The sequence below is a fragment of the Streptomyces kryoterrae genome, from assembly GCF_054072135.1.
In genome coordinates this window covers 4155526-4175013 of record NZ_CM133358.1, presented here as the reverse complement: position 1 = coordinate 4175013, position 19488 = coordinate 4155526, and the positions used below count along the sequence as shown (strand labels likewise).

Annotated in this window: 20 protein-coding genes; 12 read left to right on the top strand and 8 right to left on the bottom strand. The window is 69.8% G+C overall.

Annotation, left to right across the window (positions count from 1 at the left end; translation table 11 throughout):
* Positions 1 to 67: 67 nt before the first annotated feature.
* The 5 genes from ACW4TU_RS17735 to galK all read left to right on the top strand — a co-directional run bounded on the left by ACW4TU_RS17735 (position 68) and on the right by galK (position 6098).
* Complete coding sequence (locus ACW4TU_RS17735; RefSeq protein WP_457428785.1) at positions 68 to 1663, top strand: outer membrane protein assembly factor BamB family protein; 1596 nt, start codon at positions 68 to 70, stop codon at positions 1661 to 1663.
* A gap of 262 nt (positions 1664 to 1925) precedes the next feature.
* Entirely contained in the window at positions 1926 to 2624 is a 699-nt protein-coding gene (locus ACW4TU_RS17730) for a helix-turn-helix transcriptional regulator (protein ID WP_457428784.1), read from the top strand.
* Between the two features lie 201 nt (positions 2625 to 2825).
* A complete protein-coding gene (galT, locus tag ACW4TU_RS17725; RefSeq protein ID WP_457428783.1) occupies positions 2826 to 3887 on the top strand; it encodes a galactose-1-phosphate uridylyltransferase in 1062 nt (353 codons plus the stop codon).
* A complete protein-coding gene (gene galE, locus ACW4TU_RS17720; RefSeq protein ID WP_457428782.1) occupies positions 3884 to 4846 on the top strand; it encodes a UDP-glucose 4-epimerase GalE in 963 nt (320 codons plus the stop codon). Before galT ends, galE begins: the two co-directional genes overlap by 4 nt.
* Before the next feature lie 79 nt (positions 4847 to 4925).
* On the top strand, positions 4926 to 6098 hold the full coding sequence (gene galK / locus ACW4TU_RS17715; protein ID WP_457428781.1) for a galactokinase: 1173 nt from the start codon (positions 4926 to 4928) through the stop codon (positions 6096 to 6098).
* A 61-nt stretch (positions 6099 to 6159) separates the two neighbouring features.
* Here the strand turns inward: galK and ACW4TU_RS17710 are convergent, their stop codons facing one another.
* Positions 6160 to 6525 carry a YybH family protein gene (locus ACW4TU_RS17710; protein ID WP_457428780.1) on the bottom strand — a complete coding sequence of 122 codons (366 nt, stop codon included), beginning with the start codon at positions 6523 to 6525 and terminating at the stop codon, positions 6160 to 6162.
* Between the two features lie 106 nt (positions 6526 to 6631).
* On the opposite strand from ACW4TU_RS17710, the gene ACW4TU_RS17705 reads away from it, so the two are divergent.
* Positions 6632 to 7507: a LysR family transcriptional regulator gene (locus ACW4TU_RS17705; RefSeq protein WP_457428779.1), complete on the top strand. Its 876-nt coding sequence runs from the start codon at positions 6632 to 6634 to the stop codon at positions 7505 to 7507.
* A gap of 35 nt (positions 7508 to 7542) precedes the next feature.
* Here ACW4TU_RS17705 and ACW4TU_RS17700 read toward each other — a convergent pair whose 3' ends face one another.
* On the bottom strand, positions 7543 to 8454 hold the full coding sequence (locus tag ACW4TU_RS17700; RefSeq protein WP_457428778.1) for a sulfotransferase family protein: 912 nt from the start codon (positions 8452 to 8454) through the stop codon (positions 7543 to 7545).
* A 183-nt stretch (positions 8455 to 8637) separates the two neighbouring features.
* Here ACW4TU_RS17700 and ACW4TU_RS17695 point away from each other — a divergent pair, with 183 nt between their 5' ends.
* Positions 8638 to 9252, top strand: a complete 615-nt coding sequence (locus ACW4TU_RS17695) for a Uma2 family endonuclease (RefSeq protein ID WP_457428777.1) — start codon at positions 8638 to 8640, stop codon at positions 9250 to 9252.
* 17 nt (positions 9253 to 9269) lie between these two features.
* Here the strand turns inward: ACW4TU_RS17695 and ACW4TU_RS17690 are convergent, their stop codons facing one another.
* On the bottom strand, positions 9270 to 9734 hold the full coding sequence (locus ACW4TU_RS17690) for a GNAT family N-acetyltransferase (protein WP_457430180.1): 465 nt from the start codon (positions 9732 to 9734) through the stop codon (positions 9270 to 9272).
* 297 nt (positions 9735 to 10031) lie between these two features.
* Between ACW4TU_RS17690 and ACW4TU_RS17685 the strand changes: the two genes are divergently transcribed.
* Positions 10032 to 10811 carry a LuxR C-terminal-related transcriptional regulator gene (locus ACW4TU_RS17685; protein ID WP_457428776.1) on the top strand — a complete coding sequence of 260 codons (780 nt, stop codon included), beginning with the start codon at positions 10032 to 10034 and terminating at the stop codon, positions 10809 to 10811.
* Positions 10812 to 10849: 38 nt separating this feature from the next.
* Here the strand turns inward: ACW4TU_RS17685 and ACW4TU_RS17680 are convergent, their stop codons facing one another.
* On the bottom strand, positions 10850 to 11347 hold the full coding sequence (locus tag ACW4TU_RS17680) for a MarR family winged helix-turn-helix transcriptional regulator (RefSeq protein ID WP_164318744.1): 498 nt from the start codon (positions 11345 to 11347) through the stop codon (positions 10850 to 10852).
* Positions 11348 to 11484: 137 nt separating this feature from the next.
* Here ACW4TU_RS17680 and ACW4TU_RS17675 point away from each other — a divergent pair, with 137 nt between their 5' ends.
* The 3 genes from ACW4TU_RS17675 to ACW4TU_RS17665 all read left to right on the top strand — a co-directional run bounded on the left by ACW4TU_RS17675 (position 11485) and on the right by ACW4TU_RS17665 (position 13372).
* Entirely contained in the window at positions 11485 to 12318 is an 834-nt protein-coding gene (locus tag ACW4TU_RS17675; protein WP_457428775.1) for a trans-aconitate 2-methyltransferase, read from the top strand.
* The gene (locus ACW4TU_RS17670) at positions 12315 to 12686 is read left to right on the top strand and encodes a VOC family protein (RefSeq protein WP_457428774.1); all 372 of its coding nucleotides are present in this window, start codon (positions 12315 to 12317) and stop codon (positions 12684 to 12686) included. Before ACW4TU_RS17675 ends, ACW4TU_RS17670 begins: the two co-directional genes overlap by 4 nt.
* Before the next feature lie 83 nt (positions 12687 to 12769).
* The gene (locus ACW4TU_RS17665; RefSeq protein ID WP_457428773.1) at positions 12770 to 13372 is read left to right on the top strand and encodes a Uma2 family endonuclease; all 603 of its coding nucleotides are present in this window, start codon (positions 12770 to 12772) and stop codon (positions 13370 to 13372) included.
* A gap of 40 nt (positions 13373 to 13412) precedes the next feature.
* Here the strand turns inward: ACW4TU_RS17665 and ACW4TU_RS17660 are convergent, their stop codons facing one another.
* Together ACW4TU_RS17660 and ACW4TU_RS17655 are read right to left on the bottom strand one after the other, a co-directional pair.
* Entirely contained in the window at positions 13413 to 14090 is a 678-nt protein-coding gene (locus ACW4TU_RS17660; RefSeq protein ID WP_164409799.1) for a TetR/AcrR family transcriptional regulator, read from the bottom strand.
* Positions 14087 to 15100 (bottom strand): acyl-CoA desaturase, encoded by a 1014-nt coding sequence (locus tag ACW4TU_RS17655; RefSeq protein WP_457428772.1) that lies wholly within the window; start codon positions 15098 to 15100, stop codon positions 14087 to 14089. The genes ACW4TU_RS17660 and ACW4TU_RS17655 overlap by 4 nt, the downstream gene beginning before the upstream one ends.
* 322 nt (positions 15101 to 15422) lie before the next feature.
* On the opposite strand from ACW4TU_RS17655, the gene ppc reads away from it, so the two are divergent.
* Positions 15423 to 18167 (top strand): phosphoenolpyruvate carboxylase, encoded by a 2745-nt coding sequence (gene ppc, locus ACW4TU_RS17650; RefSeq protein WP_457428771.1) that lies wholly within the window; start codon positions 15423 to 15425, stop codon positions 18165 to 18167.
* 96 nt (positions 18168 to 18263) lie between these two features.
* Here the strand turns inward: ppc and ACW4TU_RS17645 are convergent, their stop codons facing one another.
* Positions 18264 to 18770, bottom strand: coding sequence for a hypothetical protein (locus tag ACW4TU_RS17645; protein ID WP_457428770.1), 507 nt, complete (start codon positions 18768 to 18770; stop codon positions 18264 to 18266).
* A 104-nt stretch (positions 18771 to 18874) separates the two neighbouring features.
* Positions 18875 to 19477 carry an aminoacyl-tRNA hydrolase gene (gene pth / locus ACW4TU_RS17640; RefSeq protein WP_164409795.1) on the bottom strand — a complete coding sequence of 201 codons (603 nt, stop codon included), beginning with the start codon at positions 19475 to 19477 and terminating at the stop codon, positions 18875 to 18877.
* Positions 19478 to 19488: the final 11 nt, after the last annotated feature.

Here is a 19488-nt window from a genome sequence, read left to right as displayed (position 1 = left end):
TCCCACTCGCTCTCCCCCTTCCCCCTCTCCCCTTCTTTCCTCTAGCCGCTCCCGAGGTACCCACGTCATGACCCAGCCGCCGCCCCCGCCCAACCAGCCCCCTCAGCCTCCCCCCGGCTACGGCTATCCCCAGGGCGCCCCGAACCCGTACGCCCAGCAGCCCCCGTACGGTCCTCCCGGTTACGGCTATCCGCCTCCGCCTCAACCCCCCGCCCCCAAAAGGAAGGTGAACGCGCAGGCGGTCATCATCGTCTCCGCCGTCGCCGCGATCGCGCTGATCATCGGCGGCGGGGTCTGGTACTCCTCCACCAAGGACAGCCGGGCGGACGGGAAGAACGGCGACACGAACAGCACCGCCGGCACCACCGGGGGAACCAGCGGTGGCGGCGGTGGCGGCGGTACGGACAAGGCGCCCGCGAACACCGCCTCCAAGGTCCTCTTCCAGGTCCCCGAGCCCGCCGTCGGCGCCGACGGGAACAGCGCCACCGTCGTCGGGTCCTGGCTCACCGACACGGTGTACGCCAAGAGCGGCAACGCCGAGATCGTCGGATACGACCCCGCCAAGGGCACCAAGCTCTGGACGGTCCCGCTGCCCGGCCCGGTGTGCGCGGCGAGCCGCCACACCACCGCCGACCACAGCACGGCGATCGTGTACGAGCCCGCCATGCCGACCAAGGACAAGCCCTCGCACGGCTGCAGCCAGGTCGCGGCGATCGACCTCGACGCGGGCAAGAAGCTGTGGACGCGGACGGTCAAGTCCGGCGACCAGGCGATCAACCTCGACAACGTGACGATCAGCGCGAACACGGTCGCCGTCGGCAGCACCAGCGGCGGCGCCGCCTTCGACATCACCGGCAGGTCCTTGTGGGGCCCGAAGCCGACCGACTCCTGCTACGACGCGGGCTACGGCGGTGGCGAGAAGCTGGTCGCGGTGCGCAAGTGCGGCACGTACGACGCCCGGCAGCTGAACATCCAGACCATCGACCCGGTCTCCGGCAAGGTGCTCTCCGAGTACGCCATGGCCAAGGGCATCGAGGACGCCAGCATCGTGTCCACGAACCCGCTCGTCGTGGCCGCCGACATCAACCACTCCGCGGGCGACGGCAGCGGCATCTCGGACTTCTTCTCCATCGACAACAGGACGGGACAGCTGCGCACGAAGATCTCGGCGCCGGGCGACAGGTACGCCGCCGAGTGCGAGGGCATCACCAGGATCGAGTACTGCACGATGCTGGCCGTGGGCAACGACAGGCTCTACCTCCCGACCGAGGAGCACGACGGCACCGGCGAGTACGGCAAGACCAACGAGATCGTCGCCTTCGACCTCGCCACCGGCAAGCAGGACGGTCAGCGCGCCGACGCGGGCGAGGGCTACACCATCTCCCCGCTGACCATGGACGACGGCAACGTGATCGCGTACAAGCGCCCGCCCTACGACAAGGGCGGCCAGGTCGTCAGCATCGACGGCGGTTCCTTCGCGCAGACCAAGCTGATGGAGAACCCGGCGACGAAGGTGGTGCGGGAGGTCGAGGCCAGCATGCAGCCCGGCTACGCCGAGCTCATCTACGCCGACGGCTGCCTCTACATGTCCCAGGTGTATGCCCGGAAGCCCTCCACCACGGGGGAGACCAGGTACCTGGCGATCGCGTACGGCACGAAGTGAACACGATCGACTGATCGCCGACCGCTGTGTTGACGGCCCCGTCCCTGTTCAGGGGCGGGGCCGTGCACGTACTACTCATCACCCTCGAAAGAGAGGATTTTCCGCGATCCGGGGCACTTCTCTCCAGTAGGGGGAGCGCAACGTCGAACAAGCGTGTAGCTTCCGGGGTCATGAGAATCGGGGGGAGCCGGGGGGCTCCCGTCCGTGGGGACCAATGGACATCCAGAAGGGACAACCATTGGGGGGACTGGGGGGTGGCTCGATGGGAGTGCGGCTGATGGTGGTCGACGACCACCGACTGCTCGCCGAGGCGCTCGCCTCGGCGTTGAAGCTGCGCGGGCACCGCGTGCTCGCCGCGGCGGCGCCCGCCGCGGGCGCGGCGGAACTGGTGATCACGCGCGCTCCGGAGGTGTGCCTGCTGGGCACGGCGACCCCGGCCGAGCCGGGCATGTTCGACCCGGTGGTGCGGATCAAGCGTGAGCGTCCGCAGGTGGCGGTCGTGGTACTGGGCCCGGTGCCCAGCCCGCGCGGCATCGCCGCCGCCTTCGCGGCCGGTGCTTCCGGGTACGTGCGTCACGACGAGCGCATAGAGGGCGTCGAGCGAGCCATCATGAAGGCCAGGGCGGGCGAGGCGGCGGTCGCTCCGGCACTGCTCCAGGGCGCGTTCAGTGAACTGCTCAACCCCGCCGCCCAGCCCGACGACGAGGGCCAGCGCCTCCTCCAGATGCTCACGCCGAGAGAGGTCGAGGTCCTGGTCCGGGTCGCCGACGGCGAGGACACGCGGCTGATCGCGGCCGGCATGGGGATCGCGCCCAGTACGGCCCGTACGCATGTACAGCGGGTGCTGATGAAGCTGGGGGTGGGCTCCAGGCTGGAGGCGGCGGCGCTGGCGGCCCGGACAGGGCTGCTGGACCGGGCGGGCCCGGTGCATCTGCACTCGCCTCCTGGACCGGACTTCTGACGACGACGTACTTCCTCACTTCTCAGACCGCGGAGCCGGAGTTCCCGTGAACTCCGGCTCCGCTCGCGTCTCGCACCTCATCTCGTCTGGCCATACCGATGGTTGTGGATTTATGATTTAATGTGTTCGGTTCTGTTTGAAGCTTGACTTGACTTGGCTTGGCTTGTAATGGCTGGTTTGGGTACGGATGGAGAGTCCGGCGTGAAGAAGACCTCGACGAGGCTCGCCGACGGTCGTGAGCTCATCTACTACGACCTGCGCGACGACACAGTGCGCGACGCGGTGGACCGGCGCCCTCTGGAGCGCACGGTCACCACGTCGCAGGTACGCCGGGACCCGCTGCTCGGCGACGAGGTGGCGATCGCCTCCCATCGCCAGGGCCGCATCTACCACCCCCCGGCCGACGAGTGCCCCCTCTGCCCGACCGAGGGCGACCGGCTGAGCGAGATCCCGGACTCGTCGTACGACGTGGTCGTCTTCGAGAACCGCTTCCCCTCCCTGGCCGGCGACTCCGGGCGCTGCGAGGTGGTCTGCTTCACCTCCGACCACAACTCGTCCTTCGCCGACCTCACCGAGGACCAGACGCGGCTGGTCCTGGAGGCGTGGACCGACCGGACGTCGGAGCTGTCCCACCTCCCCGCCGTCCAGCAGGTGTTCTGCTTCGAGAACCGCGGCGCCGAGATCGGTGTCACCCTCGGCCATCCGCACGGCCAGATCTACGCGTACCCCTTCACCACCCCCCGCACGGCCCTGATGCTCCGCTCCGTGGCCGCGCACAAGGAGGCGACGGGCGGCGAGAACCTCTTCGACTCGATCGTGGAGAAGGAACTGGCGGGCGAGCGACTGGTTCTGGCCACCGACCACTGGGTCGCCTTCGTCCCGTACGCCGCCCACTGGCCGTACGAGGTGCACCTGTACCCGCGCCGCCGGGTGCCGGACCTGCTGGCGCTCGACGAGGCGGCCCGCACAGAGTTCCCCAAGGTCTACCTGGAACTCTTGAGGCGCTTCGACCGGATCTTCGGTGAAGGGGAACCGCCGACGCCGTACATCGCGGCCTGGCACCAGGCGCCGTTCGGCACCCTGGAGGAGTTCGAGGGCGTCAACCGCGACGACTTCGGGCTCCACCTCGAGCTTTTCACCATTCGACGCACTTCCGGCAAGCTGAAGTTCCTCGCGGGCTCCGAGTCGGGGATGAGCGTGTTCATCAACGACATCCAGCCGGAATCCGCGGCCCAGCGACTGCGAGAGGTAGCGAGTTCATGAGCGGTAAGTACCTGGTCACCGGTGGTGCGGGCTATGTCGGCGGGGTGGTCGCCCAGCATCTGCTGGAGGCCGGCCACGAGGTCGTCGTCCTCGACAACCTCTCGACGGGCTTCCGGGAGGGCGTCCCGGCAGGTGCCACGTTCGTGGAGGGCGACATCAAGGACGCCGCCAAGTGGCTGGACGCCTCCTTCGACGGGGTCCTCCACTTCGCGGCCTCCTCCCAGGTCGGCGAGTCGGTCGTCAAGCCCGAGAAGTACTGGGACAACAACGTCGGCGGCTCGATGGCGCTGCTCGCGGCCATGCGCGAGGCCGGCGTACGCAAGCTGGTCTTCTCCTCGACCGCGGCTACGTACGGCGAGCCGGAGACGACCCCGATCGTCGAGACGGCCCGCACCTCCCCGACGAACCCCTACGGCGCCTCCAAGCTGGCCGTCGACCACATGATCACGAGCGAGGCGACGGCCCACGGCCTCGCCGCGGTGTCGCTGCGCTACTTCAACGTGGCCGGCGCGTACGCCACCCAGGGCGAGCGCCACGACCCCGAGTCCCACCTGATCCCCCTCGTCCTCCAGGTCGCCCAGGGCAAGCGGGACGCGATCTCGGTCTACGGCGAGGACTACCCGACCCCCGACGGCACCTGCGTACGGGACTACATCCACGTCGCGGACCTGGCGGACGCCCACCTGCTGGCCCTCGCGTCCGCGACAGCGGGCGAACACCTGATCTGCAACCTCGGCAACGGCGAGGGCTTCTCGGTCCGCGAGGTCGTGGAGACGGTACGCCGGGTCACCGGGCACCCGATCCCGGAGGTCGTGGCCCCGCGCAGGGGAGGCGACCCGGCGGTCCTGGTCGCCTCCGCCGACCGGGCCCGGACCCGCCTCGGCTGGAACCCGACCCGGTCCGACCTGGCCGGAATCGTCGCGGACGCGTGGGAGTTCGCGCAGCGGCACAACAAGTAGCAGGTAGTGGCAGGTAGCAGCGGACGGTAAGGCCTGGCAGGCCTGGAACGTACGAAACGAAAGGTCAGAGGTAGAGGGCATGTCGACTGTGGATGTCGCCGAGGCGTTCGAGGGGCTGTACGGGTCTGCGCCGGAGGGAGTGTGGGCGGCGCCGGGCCGGGTCAACCTGATCGGCGAGCACACCGACTACAACGACGGCTTCGTCATGCCCTTCGCCCTCCCGCACACGGCGGTGGCAGCGGTCTCCCGCCGCACGGACGGCGTCGTACGCCTGCACTCGTCGGACGTGGAGGGTGGCGTCACCGAGCTGCGGGTGGGGGAGCTGACGCCCGAGTCGGACAAGAACTGGACGGCGTACCCGGCCGGCGTGATCTGGGCGCTCCAGGACGCGGGCCACACGGCGGTGTCGTCCGGCGCGGACATCCACCTCACCTCGACCGTACCGACGGGCGCGGGCCTGTCGTCCTCGGCGGCCCTGGAGGTCGTGGTCGCCCTGGCCCTGAACGACCTGTACGAACTGGGCCTGGAACGCTGGCAGTTGGCCCGCCTGTGCCAGCGTGCGGAGAACGTGTACGTAGGCGCTCCCACCGGCATCATGGACCAGACGGCGTCAGCGTGCTGCACGGCCGGGCACGCCCTCTTCCTCGACACGCGGGACCTCTCCCAGGAACAGATCCCCTTCGACCTGGCGGCCGAGGGCATGACCCTGCTGGTGGTGGACACCCAGGTCAAGCACTCCCACAGCGAGGGCGAGTACGGCAAGCGCCGGGCGGGCTGCGAACGGGGCGCCGAACTGCTGGACGTCAACGCGCTGCGGGACGTGCCGTACGAGGACCTGGACGCGGCCCTGGCCCGGCTGACCCACGCGGGCGCCGACGAGGAAGTACGCCGCCTGGTACGGCACGTCGTGACGGAGGACCACCGCGTCGAGCGTGTCGTGACGCTCCTGAAGTCGGGCGGCGACACCCGCGCGATCGGCCCGATCCTGACCGAGGGCCACGCCTCCCTCCGAGACGACTTCCGGGTCTCCTGCCCGGAGCTTGACCTCGTCGTCGAGTCCGCGGTCGCCTCCGGCGCACTGGGCGCCCGCATGACGGGCGGCGGCTTCGGCGGCTCGGCGATCGTCCTGGTCGAGGCGGAGGACGCGGAACGGGTGGGCAAGGCGGTGGAGGAGGCGTTCGGCACAGCCGGGTACACGGCACCCCGGGTGTTCGCGGCGGTGCCTTCGGCGGGGGCGCGCAAGGTGAAGTGAGGGTGGGTTGGCCGGGCTCCGGTTTCCCGGAGAGTCCCCTGCGAGCCGCAGGAGTAACTGGTCAGCGTGCGGGAGCGGCGAACTCCGGCTGGTCCAGCAGACGCAGCCAGCTTCCGTCGGGCTGGCGGCGGACGACCTGGGCCCGGGCGCCGGTTCCATCCTTCGGTGGGGTCGAGGTGAGGGCGATGTCCCCGCTGACCAGTGTCGGCAGCGGCTGTTCCGGCTCGAAACGGGGACGGTTGGCCAGCACCTTCTCCCACAGTGCGCGGATCGCCTCCCGGCCCACCGTCCGGTCGCCGGGCGGGTAGGCCATCACCGCGTCCTCTTCGTAGAGCGCGGCGACCCCGGCCGCGTCACCGGCGTTGGACCGTTCGACGAACAGACGGGTGATGTCCTCGGGCCGCATGGCCTTCTCGTACTCCGGCACGGTTACCTCCTGGCGGTTCGCAGGGCTTCGGTCTGCTTTCCAGCCCTGGTCATCCGCCCGCCAGAAGTCCAACAGATGGTTCCTCTGGAAACTAGAATCACCGGTTATGGAACTGAGGCAGTTGGAGTACTTCGTCGCGGTCGCCGAAGAGCAGAACTTCACCAGGGCCGCCGAGCGGGTGCACATCAGCCAGTCCGGCGTCAGCGCCCAGATCCGCCGACTGGAACATGAGCTCGGCGCCGAACTGTTCGACCGATCGGCGCGCATCGCCACGCTCACTGCCGCGGGAAAGGCCGCGCTCGGCCCCGCCCGCGCCGCCCTCGCCGCAGCCGGAGCGGTCGGACAGGCGGTGGGCGAGGTGACCGACCTGATCCGGGGCCGGCTCACGGTCGGGATGGTCATCGGGTGCACTGTCACGCCGCTGTTCGACGCCCTCGCCGCGTTTCACCGGGCGCATCCCGGTGTGGAGATCTCCCTGCTGGAGGAAAACTCCGACCGACTCGTCGAGGGAGTGCGCACCGGCGCCGTGGACCTGGCGCTCATCGGTACCGCGACCGCCACCCCCGACGGGCTGGACGCGCTGACGATCATCAGTGAGCGGCTCGTCGTGGCCGTTCCGGACGGGCATCCCCTGGCAAAACAAGGGCGGGTCTCCCTGCGCGACCTGACCGCCCACCCCATCGTCTGCATGCCGTCCGGCACCGGCCTGCGCGCGGTGTTCGACCGCGCCTGCGCCGCGCAAGGCATCCACCCCGTCATCGCGCTGCAGGCCGGCTCCGCGGATGCCATCGCCGACCTCGCAGCCCGCGGGCTCGGCGTCGCCGTCCTCAGCGAATCGATGGCCGCGGACCACCGCGACCGCCTCATCGCCCGCACCATCGACGACGTCGAGACACCGGCACTGCTCGCCCTGATCTGGAGGAGGACACCCGGCCCCGCCCTGCGCGAGCTGCTCGCGCACAGCCGGCGGGCCTTCGCCTGACCCCCGCCTCCCCGGTCCTCACCGCCCGCGGCGCCCTACACGTACCCCCACGCCCGACACATCCCCCGCAGCACCTCCGGTATCTCCGCAGCCGCCGGAGTCGGGCGGTCCGGCTGGACCCTTCCCGAGCGGATCTTGTCGTTCCAGTCGCCGAAGCCGCCGCCCAGGACCGCGCCCTCCAGGCTGCTGCCGTACTCCAGCATGCCGGGCTGCCAGTCCAGGTCCAGGAAGTCGCAGAGGGCGCGGAGTTCGGTGGCGGGGTCGGCGGTGAGGTCCTCGTACGTGAGGATGTGGCCGCCGAGTGTCGCGTGGGCCTCCTCCATCGCCTCCATGTACTGGAGGACCCGCGTCGCCGCCTCCTCGCGGGTACGGTCGGGGACCGCCTCGTGCCAGGAACGGGACACCGCGGCCGGGTGGCGGCGCAGGAAGACGAACCGGGCGTCGGGCCAGGTGTCGGCGATGCGCTGCCACTGGAAGGTGTTGCCGGGGGTCTTCTCCACGATGTACGGCTTGCCCGACTTGACCAGTTCCCGGTGCAGGGCGCGGTCCCAGAGCAGGCCCTCCAGGTCCTCGTAGCCGAGGCCGAGCGCCTCGAAGGAGCGCTCCGTGGGGCTGCCCGACTTGAAGTAGACCTCCAGGCCCGTCAGATGCAGCTCGTGCGAGGCGTGCAGCTCGGAGTGGGCGCCCAGCATCATGCGGAGCAGCGTCGAACCCGAGCGCACGGGGGCCAGCACGAAGACCGGACGGTCCAGGAGACGGTCCACCGCCGGGTCCACGGGATGCCGGGGCGCGGCCGGCAACCGGGCCGGCCGCGGCGAACGCGGCTTCGGTACGGCGTCCAGGGTGCCGGGCACAGCGGATGCTGCGACCTTGGGCGGGGGGACGCGGCGGACCTGGTAGCCCGTCGTCTCGGCAAGCTTGGAGTTCAGCTTCCGCAGGATGCTCATGGGGCGGCACGTTAGAACTCTTACCTGAGACTTACCTTTGTCTTGTCTGAGACCGGCGTAAAGGCCCGTGGTGGGTGCGAAGAGGTGGTTCCCGATCATCGCGTCACTCTTTGTGATGACGGTTCTGGATTCCGGCCGTTACTGTGAGGGGGCAGGCCGAGAATTCCGTTCATGGGAGGAATCATGACCGCCGAGCCCGTCGCCGAGCCGACCGCTGAGCCCGGCTGCCGTTGGCCGGTGCCGCCCCAGGACGGGTACACCGTGGAAGACCTGTTCACGCTGCCCGACCTCCCGCCGCACACAGAGCTGATCGACGGGAGCCTGGTTTTTGTGAGTCCGCAGCGGATTTTCCACAGCCGCATGATCGACCTTCTGGTGGCTGGCCTGCGCCGCACGGCTCCCAAGGGGATGAAGATCGTCCGTGAGATGACCGTCGTCCTGGACCGCCACAACGGTCCCGAACCCGACGTCAGCGTCGTCCGCGCAGAGGCTGTCACCGGCTTGGACCAGACCCGGTTCGATGTCAAGGACGTGGTGCTCGCCATCGAGGTCGTCTCCCCCGACTCCGAGGCCCGTGACCGTGACGCCAAGCCCCGCAAGTACGCCGCCGCAGGCATCCCGTACTTCTGGCTCGTCGAGATGGCCGACTCCAACCAGCACCCGGTCGTCCGCGCCTACGAGATCGACCCGGTGAACAAGACCTACGCCCTCACCGGCATCCACCACGACCGTCTCAAGCTCACCGCGCCGTACGACATCGACGTCGACATCACCCTGGACGCGCTCAAGGAACTCTGAGTCCCACCAGCCTGCCTTCAGGACCTTGGCAGCAACCGCTTCGTCAGCGTGTACTCCGTGACCCCCGGGGGATAATCCGGGATCACGCACACCACCTCGTACCCCTGTCCGCGGTAGAAGTCCGGTGCCTGGAAGTCCCAGGTCTCCAGGCGTGCGTTGGTGCACGCGCGCTCCTCGCGTGCCGTGCGCTCCGCTTCCGCGAGGAGGCGGGAACCCAGACCGCTGCCCCGGTGCGGGGTGTCGACCCAGAGGTACGTCACATGCAGCCAGGTCGTCCAGGTGTGGCCGACCAGGCCGCCGGCCAGGCTTCCTGCCTCGTCCAACGCCCATACGTGGAGCGGGAGTTCGCGCTCCGCAGGGGTGCCACGCAGGGCGCGCAGGACGGGCGAGGCCGCCGTGTTCGCCTCACGCAACCGCGTCCGGAGCACGGAGAGCCATTCCTTGTCGACTTCTGTCTCGATACGAAACATGCGGCACACCATAAACGCGCTGGCCAATCAGTTCTGTGAATTACCTTCCGCTCCTGCCTCCCGGCCGTACCCTGATGAACAGCACCGGTGGGGGCCGGTGCTGATCAGGGGGCGAGACAGTCGGGTACGACGCCCGGAGTGGGGGTAGCAGTCATCGCACGGCGGCAGTCGTGCGCAGGTGGCTGCGGCAGCCCCGTCCCAGGCCAGAAGCATCAGCCGGGGACTGCTCCGGGCGTCGCGTCCGCACGGGTTGTCCCCCCGACGATTGGGTCTCCCCAGCTCTTGAGGAGCTCGGGGAAGGGGGTTTCAGTGGTTCGCATCCGAGTCCTGGTCGTCGACGACCATCGCATCTTCGCCGAGTCGCTCGCCGCCGCACTGGCCGCGGAGCCCGACGTCGACGTCTCCGCCGCCGGCAGCGGTCCCGCCGCGCTGCGCAGTCTGGAGCGCGCGGTGGCCGAGGGCCGCCGGTTCGACGTTCTGCTCGTCGACTCCGACCTGGGCGGCAACGTGCCCGGGGCGCGTCCGGCGGTGCCCGTACAGGAGGGCAACGCGGAGGGGCTGGTCGACGGCATCTCGCTGGTCGCGGGCGTCCGTTCGGGACACCCGCACGTACGGATCGTCGTCCTCGCCGAGAAGGACGACCCCCGCAGGGCCGCGCTCGCTCTGCAGGCGGGCGCCTCCGGGTGGGTCGCCAAGGACTGCTCGCTGTCGCGGCTGCTCACCGTCATACGGGGTGTGCTGCGCGACGAGACGCACCTTCCGGCCGCCCTGCTCACCGGTGTGCTGCGTGAGCTGACCGCCGCCCGCAAGCACCGCACCGAGAGCGAGCGGCTGGTCGAGTCGCTGACGCCGCGCGAGCGGGAAGTGCTGCGGTGCATGGTCGCCGGGCTGGGCCGGAAGGCCGTCGCCGAACGGCTGTTCCTCTCCCCGCATACCGTGCGCACCCATATGCAGAACGTGCTGGGCAAACTCGGCGTCCACTCCACACTCGCCGCCGTCGCACTCGCCCGCCGGGCCGGGGTCGGCCCCGTCGACCTCGACCTGGGACCCGGCGGACGGATCACGGTGGAGGAGAGCAGCAGCGCCTGACCGGTCGGGCGACCCGGTCGAGGTCGCCCCGCTCGGTGTCAGCCGGGGATGTTGTCGAACGGCGCCGTCAACTGGCGCAGCAGCCCGGCGAGTTCGCCCCGCTGCGCCCGCGACAGCTCCGCCAGGATCGCGCGCTCCTGGTCCAGCAGGCCCGCGAGCGCCTGGTCCGCCCTGTCCTGGCCCTCCGGCGTGAGCCGGACCAGTACCCCGCGCCGGTCGCTGGGGTCGGGGAGGCGCTCCACCAGGCCCTTCTTCGTCAGCCGGTCGATACGGTTCGTCATCGTGCCGGACGTGACCAGGGTCTGGGTGAGGAGTTGCCCGGGGGAGAGCTGGTACGGGTTCCCGGCGCGCCTCAGCGCGGTCAGGACGTCGAACTCCCAGGGTTCCAGGGCGTGCTCGGCGAACGCCAGCCTGCGCGCGCGGTCCAGGTGCCGGGCCAGCCTGCTGACCCGGCTGAGCACTTCGAGTGGTTCCACGTCGAGGTCCGGGCGCTCCCGGCGCCACGCAGCGACCAGCCGATCGACCTCGTCCTCCATGGCGATCAGTGTAGTGGTTGTGTCGATGTGAAGTCTCTTGGCGTCAAGTCTCTTGACGTCGAGAGACTTTCTCGGTCAAGGTGGAGCCACAGACGGTGATCGTCACCCTGACTCACGGACTCACGGGAGAGCCCCACATGCCTGCCCCCACCTGGGACCCCGCCCAGTACCTCCGCCACGCCGGCCACCGCGCCCGCCCCTTCACCGACCTCCTCGCCCGCGTCCCCGACCTCCCAGGCACCCCGCCCCGCATCGCCGACCTCGGCTGCGGCCCCGGCAACGTCACCGCCGTACTCGCCGACCGCTGGCCCACCGCCCACATCACCGGGTACGACAACTCCGCGCCGATGCTGGAACGGGCGGCCCGGTACGCGGGCCCCACGGCGGGCGGCGGACGCCTCGACTTCGCCCACGCGGACGTCTCGGCGTGGGCGCCCTCCGAGACGTACGACCTGATCGTCTCCAACGCCGCCCTCCACTGGGTCGAGGGACACCTCGACGCGTTCCCGGCCTGGCTGGACGCCGTCGTGCCCGGCGGGACCTTCGCCTTCCAGGTGCCGAACAACCTCGACGCGCCCCTGCACACCCTCATGCGCCAACTGGGCACCGGCGCCCGCTGGAAGAGCCGCCTCGGCGAGGTGCTGCGCCACGACGACTCCGTCCACGCACCCCTCGTCTACCTCGACCGCCTCGCCCGGCTCGGCTGCGAGGCGGACGTGTGGGAGACGACGTACCTGCACGTCCTGCAGGGCGAGGACCCGGTGCTGGACTGGGTCAAGGGCACCGGTCTGCGCCCCGTCCTCACCGCCCTGGCGGACGACCCGGACGCCCGGGACGCGTTCGTCGCGGAGTACCGCGACCTGCTGCGCGCGGTGTACCCGACGGAGACGTACGGCACGGTGCTGCCCTTCCAGCGCCTGTTCGCCGTGGCGCGGAAGGGTGGAACACCTGAAGGGCGGGCTGAGCGGTGATCGCCGCCGTCGACCATGTGCAGTTGGCCGCGCCGGTCGACGCGGAGGATGCCCTGCGTGCGTACTACGTCGACATCCTCGGGATGACCGAGATCCCGAAACCGTTGGCTCTGGCCGCGCGGGGCGGCTGCTGGTTCCAGGCGGGGCCGGTGCAGCTGCATCTCGGGGTGGAGGAGGACTTCCGGGCGGCCAGGAAGGCTCACCCGGGCCTCCGGGTCGTCGACATCGACGCGTACGCCGAGCGGCTCGCCGCCCATGGCGCGGCGGTCATCTGGGACGGGGACCTGCCGGGGCACCGGCGCTTCTTCTCCTACGACCCGGTGGGGAACCGGCTGGAGTTCCTGGAACGCGATCACCCGTTCGGATGATCAGGCGAGATGGGGTCGCACGAGGCGTTTCACCTCCGTAGCATTCGGAGGCGCTTCCCGATGGCTGCTCCCATTCACACGAGGTGATCCTGGTGGTGACGACGAATGAGCCGGATGCGGTCGACGAGATCCTCTGGAAGACCTGGAGGGCCATGGAGCTCCCCGAGGGCTACCGAGCCGAGGTCATCGAGGGAGCCATCGAGGTGTCGCCAACAGGCCGCCGTCGCCATGCCGTACTCATCAGCCGCACGCGGCGGGCTCTGGAAGCTCACCTGTCCGGTGGAGAGTACGTTGCACACCAGGTGGTCCATGTGATCCACCAGCGTAGATCCTGGATCCCCGACCTCTTCCTCGGCCCCGAGGATCTTGACGAGACCCTTGACGAGGAGGGTCTGGGCGTCGATGCCGTCGTCGTTCCCATGGTCATCGAGGTCGTCTCGCCCGGGCGGCGCAACATCGAGGGCGACCGGGTCCGGAAGCGTCGTGAATACGCTCGCGCCGGGATCGCCGTCTACGTGATCATCGACGACTTCGACGAGGACGGCGCCGTTGTCGTCCTCAGCGCGCCCAACCCTGGCAAGGCCACCTACGAGGACGAGCACCGAGTCACCTACGGTACTGACGCCATCATCCCCAGCGGCCCCGCCAAGGGCTTCGTCATCGGCGGGGCGATCACCCGGGGCTGATGCCCGATGGGCACCCGCCCCCTGAACCCCGAAGGCGGGCTCAAGCCTTCCGCCGCCCTATGAGGCGCGGCTTCGCCTCCAGCCCGTCCAGGCCGTGCCACGCCAGGTTCACCAGATGCGCCGCCACCTCCGCCTTCTTCGGGCGGCGTACGTCCAGCCACCACTGGCCGGTGAGCGCGACCATGCCGACCAGGGCCTGGGCGTACAACGGGGCCAGCTTGGGGTCGAAGCCGCGGCGTTTGAACTCGCGGCCCAGGATGTCCTCCACCTGGGTGGCGATGTCCGAGATCAGGGACGCGAAGGAACCCGTCGACTGCGGGATGGGGGAGTCGCGGACGAGGATGCGGAAACCGTCCGTGTACTCCTCGATGTAGTCGAGGAGCGCGAAGGCGGCCTGCTCGCACAGTTCACGGGGGTGGCCTGCCGTCAACGAGCTCGTCACCATGTCCAGCAGGCGCCGCATCTCGCGGTCGACCACCACCGCGTACAGGCCCTCCTTGCCGCCGAAGTGCTCGTACACCACCGGCTTGGAGACGCCGGCCTTGGCCGCGATCTCCTCCACCGACGTGGCCTCGAACCCCTTCGTGGCGAACAGCGTGCGGCCGATCTCCAGCAACTGGGCCCGGCGCTCGGCACCCGTCATCCGGGTGCGGCGGGGGCGCCGCGGTTTCTCATTGCTGTCAGTGCTGCTGGAGTCGGTCGCCACGCCGTCAATCATGCCGCCTTCGCGGGCTCCTTCCGGCGCCGGGAGCCGTCCTGGTCCGTGTTTCGACGGGAATCGATACGCGAGCGTGACGGCCACCGCACGTCAGAGGCCCAGCCGAGCATCTCGAACCAGCGGATCAACCGCGCCGAGGAGTCGACCTGCCCGCGCATCACACCGTGCCGCGCCGACGTCGGGTCGGCATGGTGCAGGTTGTGCCAGGACTCGCCGCAGGAGAGGACGGCCAGCCACCACACGTTGCCCGAGCGGTCCCGCGACTTGAACGGGCGCTTGCCCACCGCGTGGCAGATCGAGTTGATCGACCAGGTGACGTGATGGAGCAGGCAGACGCGGACCAGCGAGCCCCAGAAGAAGCCGGTGAACGCGCCCCACCACGACATCGTCACCAGGCCGCCGATCAGCGCGGGCAGCGCCAGCGACAGCATCGCCCACCAGATGAACTGACGCGAGATCGCCCGGATGTCCGGATCCTTGATCAGGTCCGGCGCGTACTTGTCCTGCGGCGTCTGCTCCTCGTCGAACATCCACTCGATATGCGCCCACCACAGGCCCCGCAGCAGCGCCGGGACCGTCTCCCCGAACCGCCACGGCGAATGCGGGTCGCCCTCCGCGTCCGAGAACTTGTGGTGCTTGCGATGGTCGGCCACCCAGCGCACCAGCGGACCCTCCACCGCCATCGAACCGGCGATGGCGAGCGCGATCCGCAACGGCCGTTTGGCCTTGAAGGCACCGTGCGTGAAGTAGCGGTGGAAGCCGATGGTGATGCCGTGACAGCCCAGGTAGTAGAAGAAGACGAGCAGACCGAGGTCCAGCCAGCTCACTCCCCAGCCCCACGCCAGCGGCACCGCCGCCAGCACCGCGAGGAACGGGACGGTGATGAAGAGGAGAAGCGTGATCTGTTCGAGCGAACGCTTCTGTTCGCCACCCAGCGTGGCCGAGGGCGGTGAGGTGTCGTCGGGCGTCTTCCCGGCGTCTTCGATCGCACCGGAAGGTGAGGTGGTCATGCGCGTCCCCTGGGGGGTGGTGGGTCTGGGTAGATGCCGGGTTCGGAATCCGAGGGCGCCCTTCGGATCCAGGCTCCCTACGGTTGCGTAACCTACGGCGTCGTAAGTATGTCAGCGCGTTGCCCGGCGGCAAGAGCCCAAAATTCTGCGCGTCCCCCTCGACACCTATCCTTGAGTCGGTCGGACAGCGCGGTCCGCTCCCATTTCTTCCCGGATGCCCAGCCCCTATGCCGCCCGGCACCCGGTTCCGGGGCGGTCGAGCCGCCCGGACACCGGCCGGGTACCCACCCGCCGAGCCTCCACACTGCAAGGAGCCGCACCTGTGAGCAGTGCCGACGACCATGGCCAGGCCACCACGATGACGACCAGCAGCGAACTGCGCGCCGACATCCGGCGCCTGGGTGACCTGCTCGGAGAGACCCTCGTCCGCCAGGAGGGCCCTGAGCTGCTCGAACTCGTGGAGAAGGTCCGCCACCTGACCCGCGAGGACGGCGAGGCCGCCGCCGAGCTGCTGCGCGGCACCGAGCTGGAGACCGCCGCCAAGCTCGTCCGCGCCTTCTCCACCTACTTCCACCTCGCCAACGTCACCGAGCAGGTCCACCGAGGCCGCGAACTGCGCGCCAAGCGAGCCGCCGAGGGCAGCCTCCTCGCCCGCACCGCCGACCGCCTCAAGGACGCCGACCCCGACCACCTGCGCGCCACGGTCAGGAACCTCAACGTTCGCCCGGTCTTCACGGCCCACCCCACGGAAGCGGCCAGGCGCTCGGTCCTCAACAAGCTGCGCCGCATCGCCGCCCTGCTGGAGACCCCCGTCATCGAGGCGGACCGGCGCCGCTACGACACCCGTCTGGCCGAGAACATCGACCTCGTCTGGCAGACGGACGAACTGCGCGTCGTACGCCCCGAACCCGCCGACGAGGCCCGCAACGCCATCTACTACCTCGACGAACTGCACGCCGGCGCCGTCGGCGACGTACTCGAGGACCTCACCGCCGAACTGGCGCGCGTCGGGGTCAGAATCCCCGACGACACCCGCCCGCTCACCTTCGGCACCTGGATCGGCGGCGACCGCGACGGCAACCCCAACGTGACCCCCCAGGTCACCTGGGACGTCCTGATCCTCCAGCACGAGCACGGCATCAACGACGCCCTGGAACTGATCGACGAGCTGCGCGGCTTCCTCTCCAACTCCATCCGCTACACGGGCGCCACCGAGGAACTCCTGGAGTCCCTCCGGGCCGACATCGAACTCCTGCCCGAGATCAGCCCCCGCTACAAGCGCCTCAACGCCGAAGAGCCCTACCGACTCAAGGCCACCTGCATCCGCCAGAAGCTCGAGAACACCAAGCAGCGCCTGGCCAAGGACACCCCGCACCAACCCGGCCGCGACTACCTCGGCACCGGCCAGCTCCTCGCGGACCTCACCCTCATCCAGACCTCCCTGCGCGAACACCGCGGCGGCCTCTTCGCCGACGGCCGCATGGACCGCACGATCCGCACCCTCGCCGCCTTCGGCCTCCAGCTCGCCACCATGGACGTACGCGAACACGCCGACGCCCACCACCACACCCTCGGCCAGCTCTTCGACCGACTCGGCGAGGAGTCCTGGCGGTACGAGGACATGCCCCGCGAGTACCGCAACAAGCTCCTCGCCAAGGAACTGCGCTCCCGCAGACCGCTCGCCCCGACCCCGGCCCCCCTCGACGCGGCCGGCACCAAGACCCTCGGCGTGTTCGAGACCGTCAAGAAGGCCCTCGCCGTCTTCGGACCCGAGGTCATCGAGTCGTACATCATCTCGATGTGCCAGGGCTCCGACGACGTCTTCGCCGCCGCCGTACTCGCCCGCGAGGCCGGACTCATCGACCTGCACGCCGGCTGGGCCAAGATCGGCATCGTGCCGCTCCTGGAGACCACCGACGAGCTCAAGGCCGCCGACACGATCCTCGAAGACATGCTCTCCGACCCCTCCTACCGCCGCCTCGTGGCCCTGCGCGGCGACGTCCAGGAGGTCATGCTCGGCTACTCGGACTCCTCCAAGTTCGGCGGCATCACTACTTCCCAGTGGGAGATCCACCGCGCCCAGCGCCGCCTGCGCGACGTCGCCCACCGGTACGGCGTCCGGCTACGGCTCTTCCACGGCCGCGGCGGCACCGTCGGCCGCGGCGGCGGCCCCTCCCACGACGCGATCCTCGCCCAGCCCTGGGGCACCCTGGAGGGCGAGATCAAGGTGACCGAACAGGGCGAGGTGATCTCCGACAAGTACCTCGTCCCCTCGCTCGCCCGCGAGAACCTCGAACTGACGGTCGCCGCCACCCTCCAGGCCTCCGCCCTGCACACCTCCCCCCGCCAGTCCGACGAGTCCCTCGCCCGCTGGGACGCGGCCATGGACCTCGTCTCCGACTCGGCCCACGCCGCCTACCGCAGGCTGGTGGAAGACCCCGACCTCCCGTCGTACTTCTTCGCCGCCACCCCCGTCGACCAGCTCGCCGACCTCCACCTCGGCTCCCGGCCCTCCCGCCGCCCCGACTCCGGCGCCGGCCTCGACGGACTGCGCGCCATCCCGTGGGTCTTCGGCTGGACCCAGTCACGGCAGATCGTGCCCGGCTGGTTCGGCGTCGGCTCAGGCCTGAAGGCACTCAGGGAAGCCGGCCTGGACACGGTCCTCGACGAGATGCACGAGCAGTGGCACTTCTTCCGCAACTTCGTCTCCAACGTCGAGATGACCCTCGCGAAGACCGACCTGCGCATCGCCCAGCACTACGTCGACACCCTCGTCCCCGACGACCTCAAGCACGTCTTCGACACCATCCGCGCCGAACACGAACTGACGGTCCGCGAAGTCCTCCGCATCACCGGCGAGGACAAGCTCCTCGACGCCAACCCGGTCCTCCAGCAGACCTTCACCATCCGCGACGCCTACCTGGACCCCATCTCCTACCTCCAGGTCACCCTGCTCAAGCGCCAGCGCGACGACGCGGCAGCGGGCAAGGACCCCGACCCGCTCCTCGCCCGCGCCCTGCTCCTCACGGTCAACGGAGTCGCGGCGGGCCTGCGCAACACCGGCTGAGCCGGACGGAAACAGCCCGAAACAGCCGAGGGTGCCCTCGTACGCGGACCACGGTCCACGTGCACGAGGGCACCCTCACATCATCCGCGACGCCACCTACAGCGCCACCCAGGCCGCCGTCACCAGGGCCAGACCGCTCCCGGCCAGCGCCCAGCCGGTCCGCGTCAGCCCCAGCCCGCCCGCCACCACGACCGACGCGAGCAGCAGCGCCCCGCCCAACGGCACCCACGCGTACAGGAAACCGGCCGGCCCCGACCGCACCACATCACGGCTGCCGGGCTTCACGACCACGGTGTACGTCTCGCCCTCACTGACCCCGACCGACTGGTCCAGCACAACCCGGCTCCGCGCCTTCGACCCCACCGACACCGGCCGGTACGACCCCGTGCAGACACCGTCCTCGCACCCCGACACGGTCATCGTGCCCTTCTCGTGCCCCTTGCTGAGCATCACGTGCTGAGCCGACCCCCAGGACGCCCACACCCCCGCGATCAGGATCAGCGCGGCGACCGTACCCATCACCACGAACCGCCCCAGCCGCCCGACACGCCCGAGCCGCAGTGCGGCGGGGGCGGACTTGCGCCGGTGGGCGGTGGCTGGCATGGCCGGGATCATTGGCCATGGTCGGGCGATCGGTCAACTCCTGCCCGACAAAGTCAGGAGTTGTACGCACGTATCTCCCGTACACCCCCGGTGACTCTCCGTCCCTAGGAGTTGTACGCGGTCTGCGCCCGCTCCAGGCCCTCGGTCAGCAGGGACTCCACCGCGTCCGTCGCCCGGTCCACGAAGTAGTCCAGCTCCTTGCGCTCCGCCGACGAGAAGTCCTTCAGCACGAAATCGGCGACCTGCATACGGCCCGGCGGGCGCCCGATCCCGAACCGCACCCGGTGGTAGTCCGGGCCCATCGCCTTCGTCATCGACTTCAGACCGTTGTGCCCGTTGTCCCCGCCGCCCAGCTTCAGCCGCAGCACCCCGTAGTCGATGTCCAGCTCGTCGTGGACCGCCACGACACGGTCGAGCGGCACCTTGTAGAACTCGCGCAGCGCGTTCACCGGGCCACCCGACAGGTTCATGTACGACGTCGGCTTCGCCAGGATCACCCGACGGCTCGCCGGTCCCGGCGGGCCGACACGCCCCTCGACGACCTGCGCCTGCGCCTTCCCGGCCCGCTTGAACTTCCCGCCGATCCGCCCCGCCAGCAGGTCGGCCACCATGAACCCCACGTTGTGCCGGTTCATCGCGTACTCCGGGCCGGGGTTGCCGAGCCCCACGATCAGCCAGGGGCCGCCCGCGTCGGTCGTCACGTCCATCTCTCCTTGAT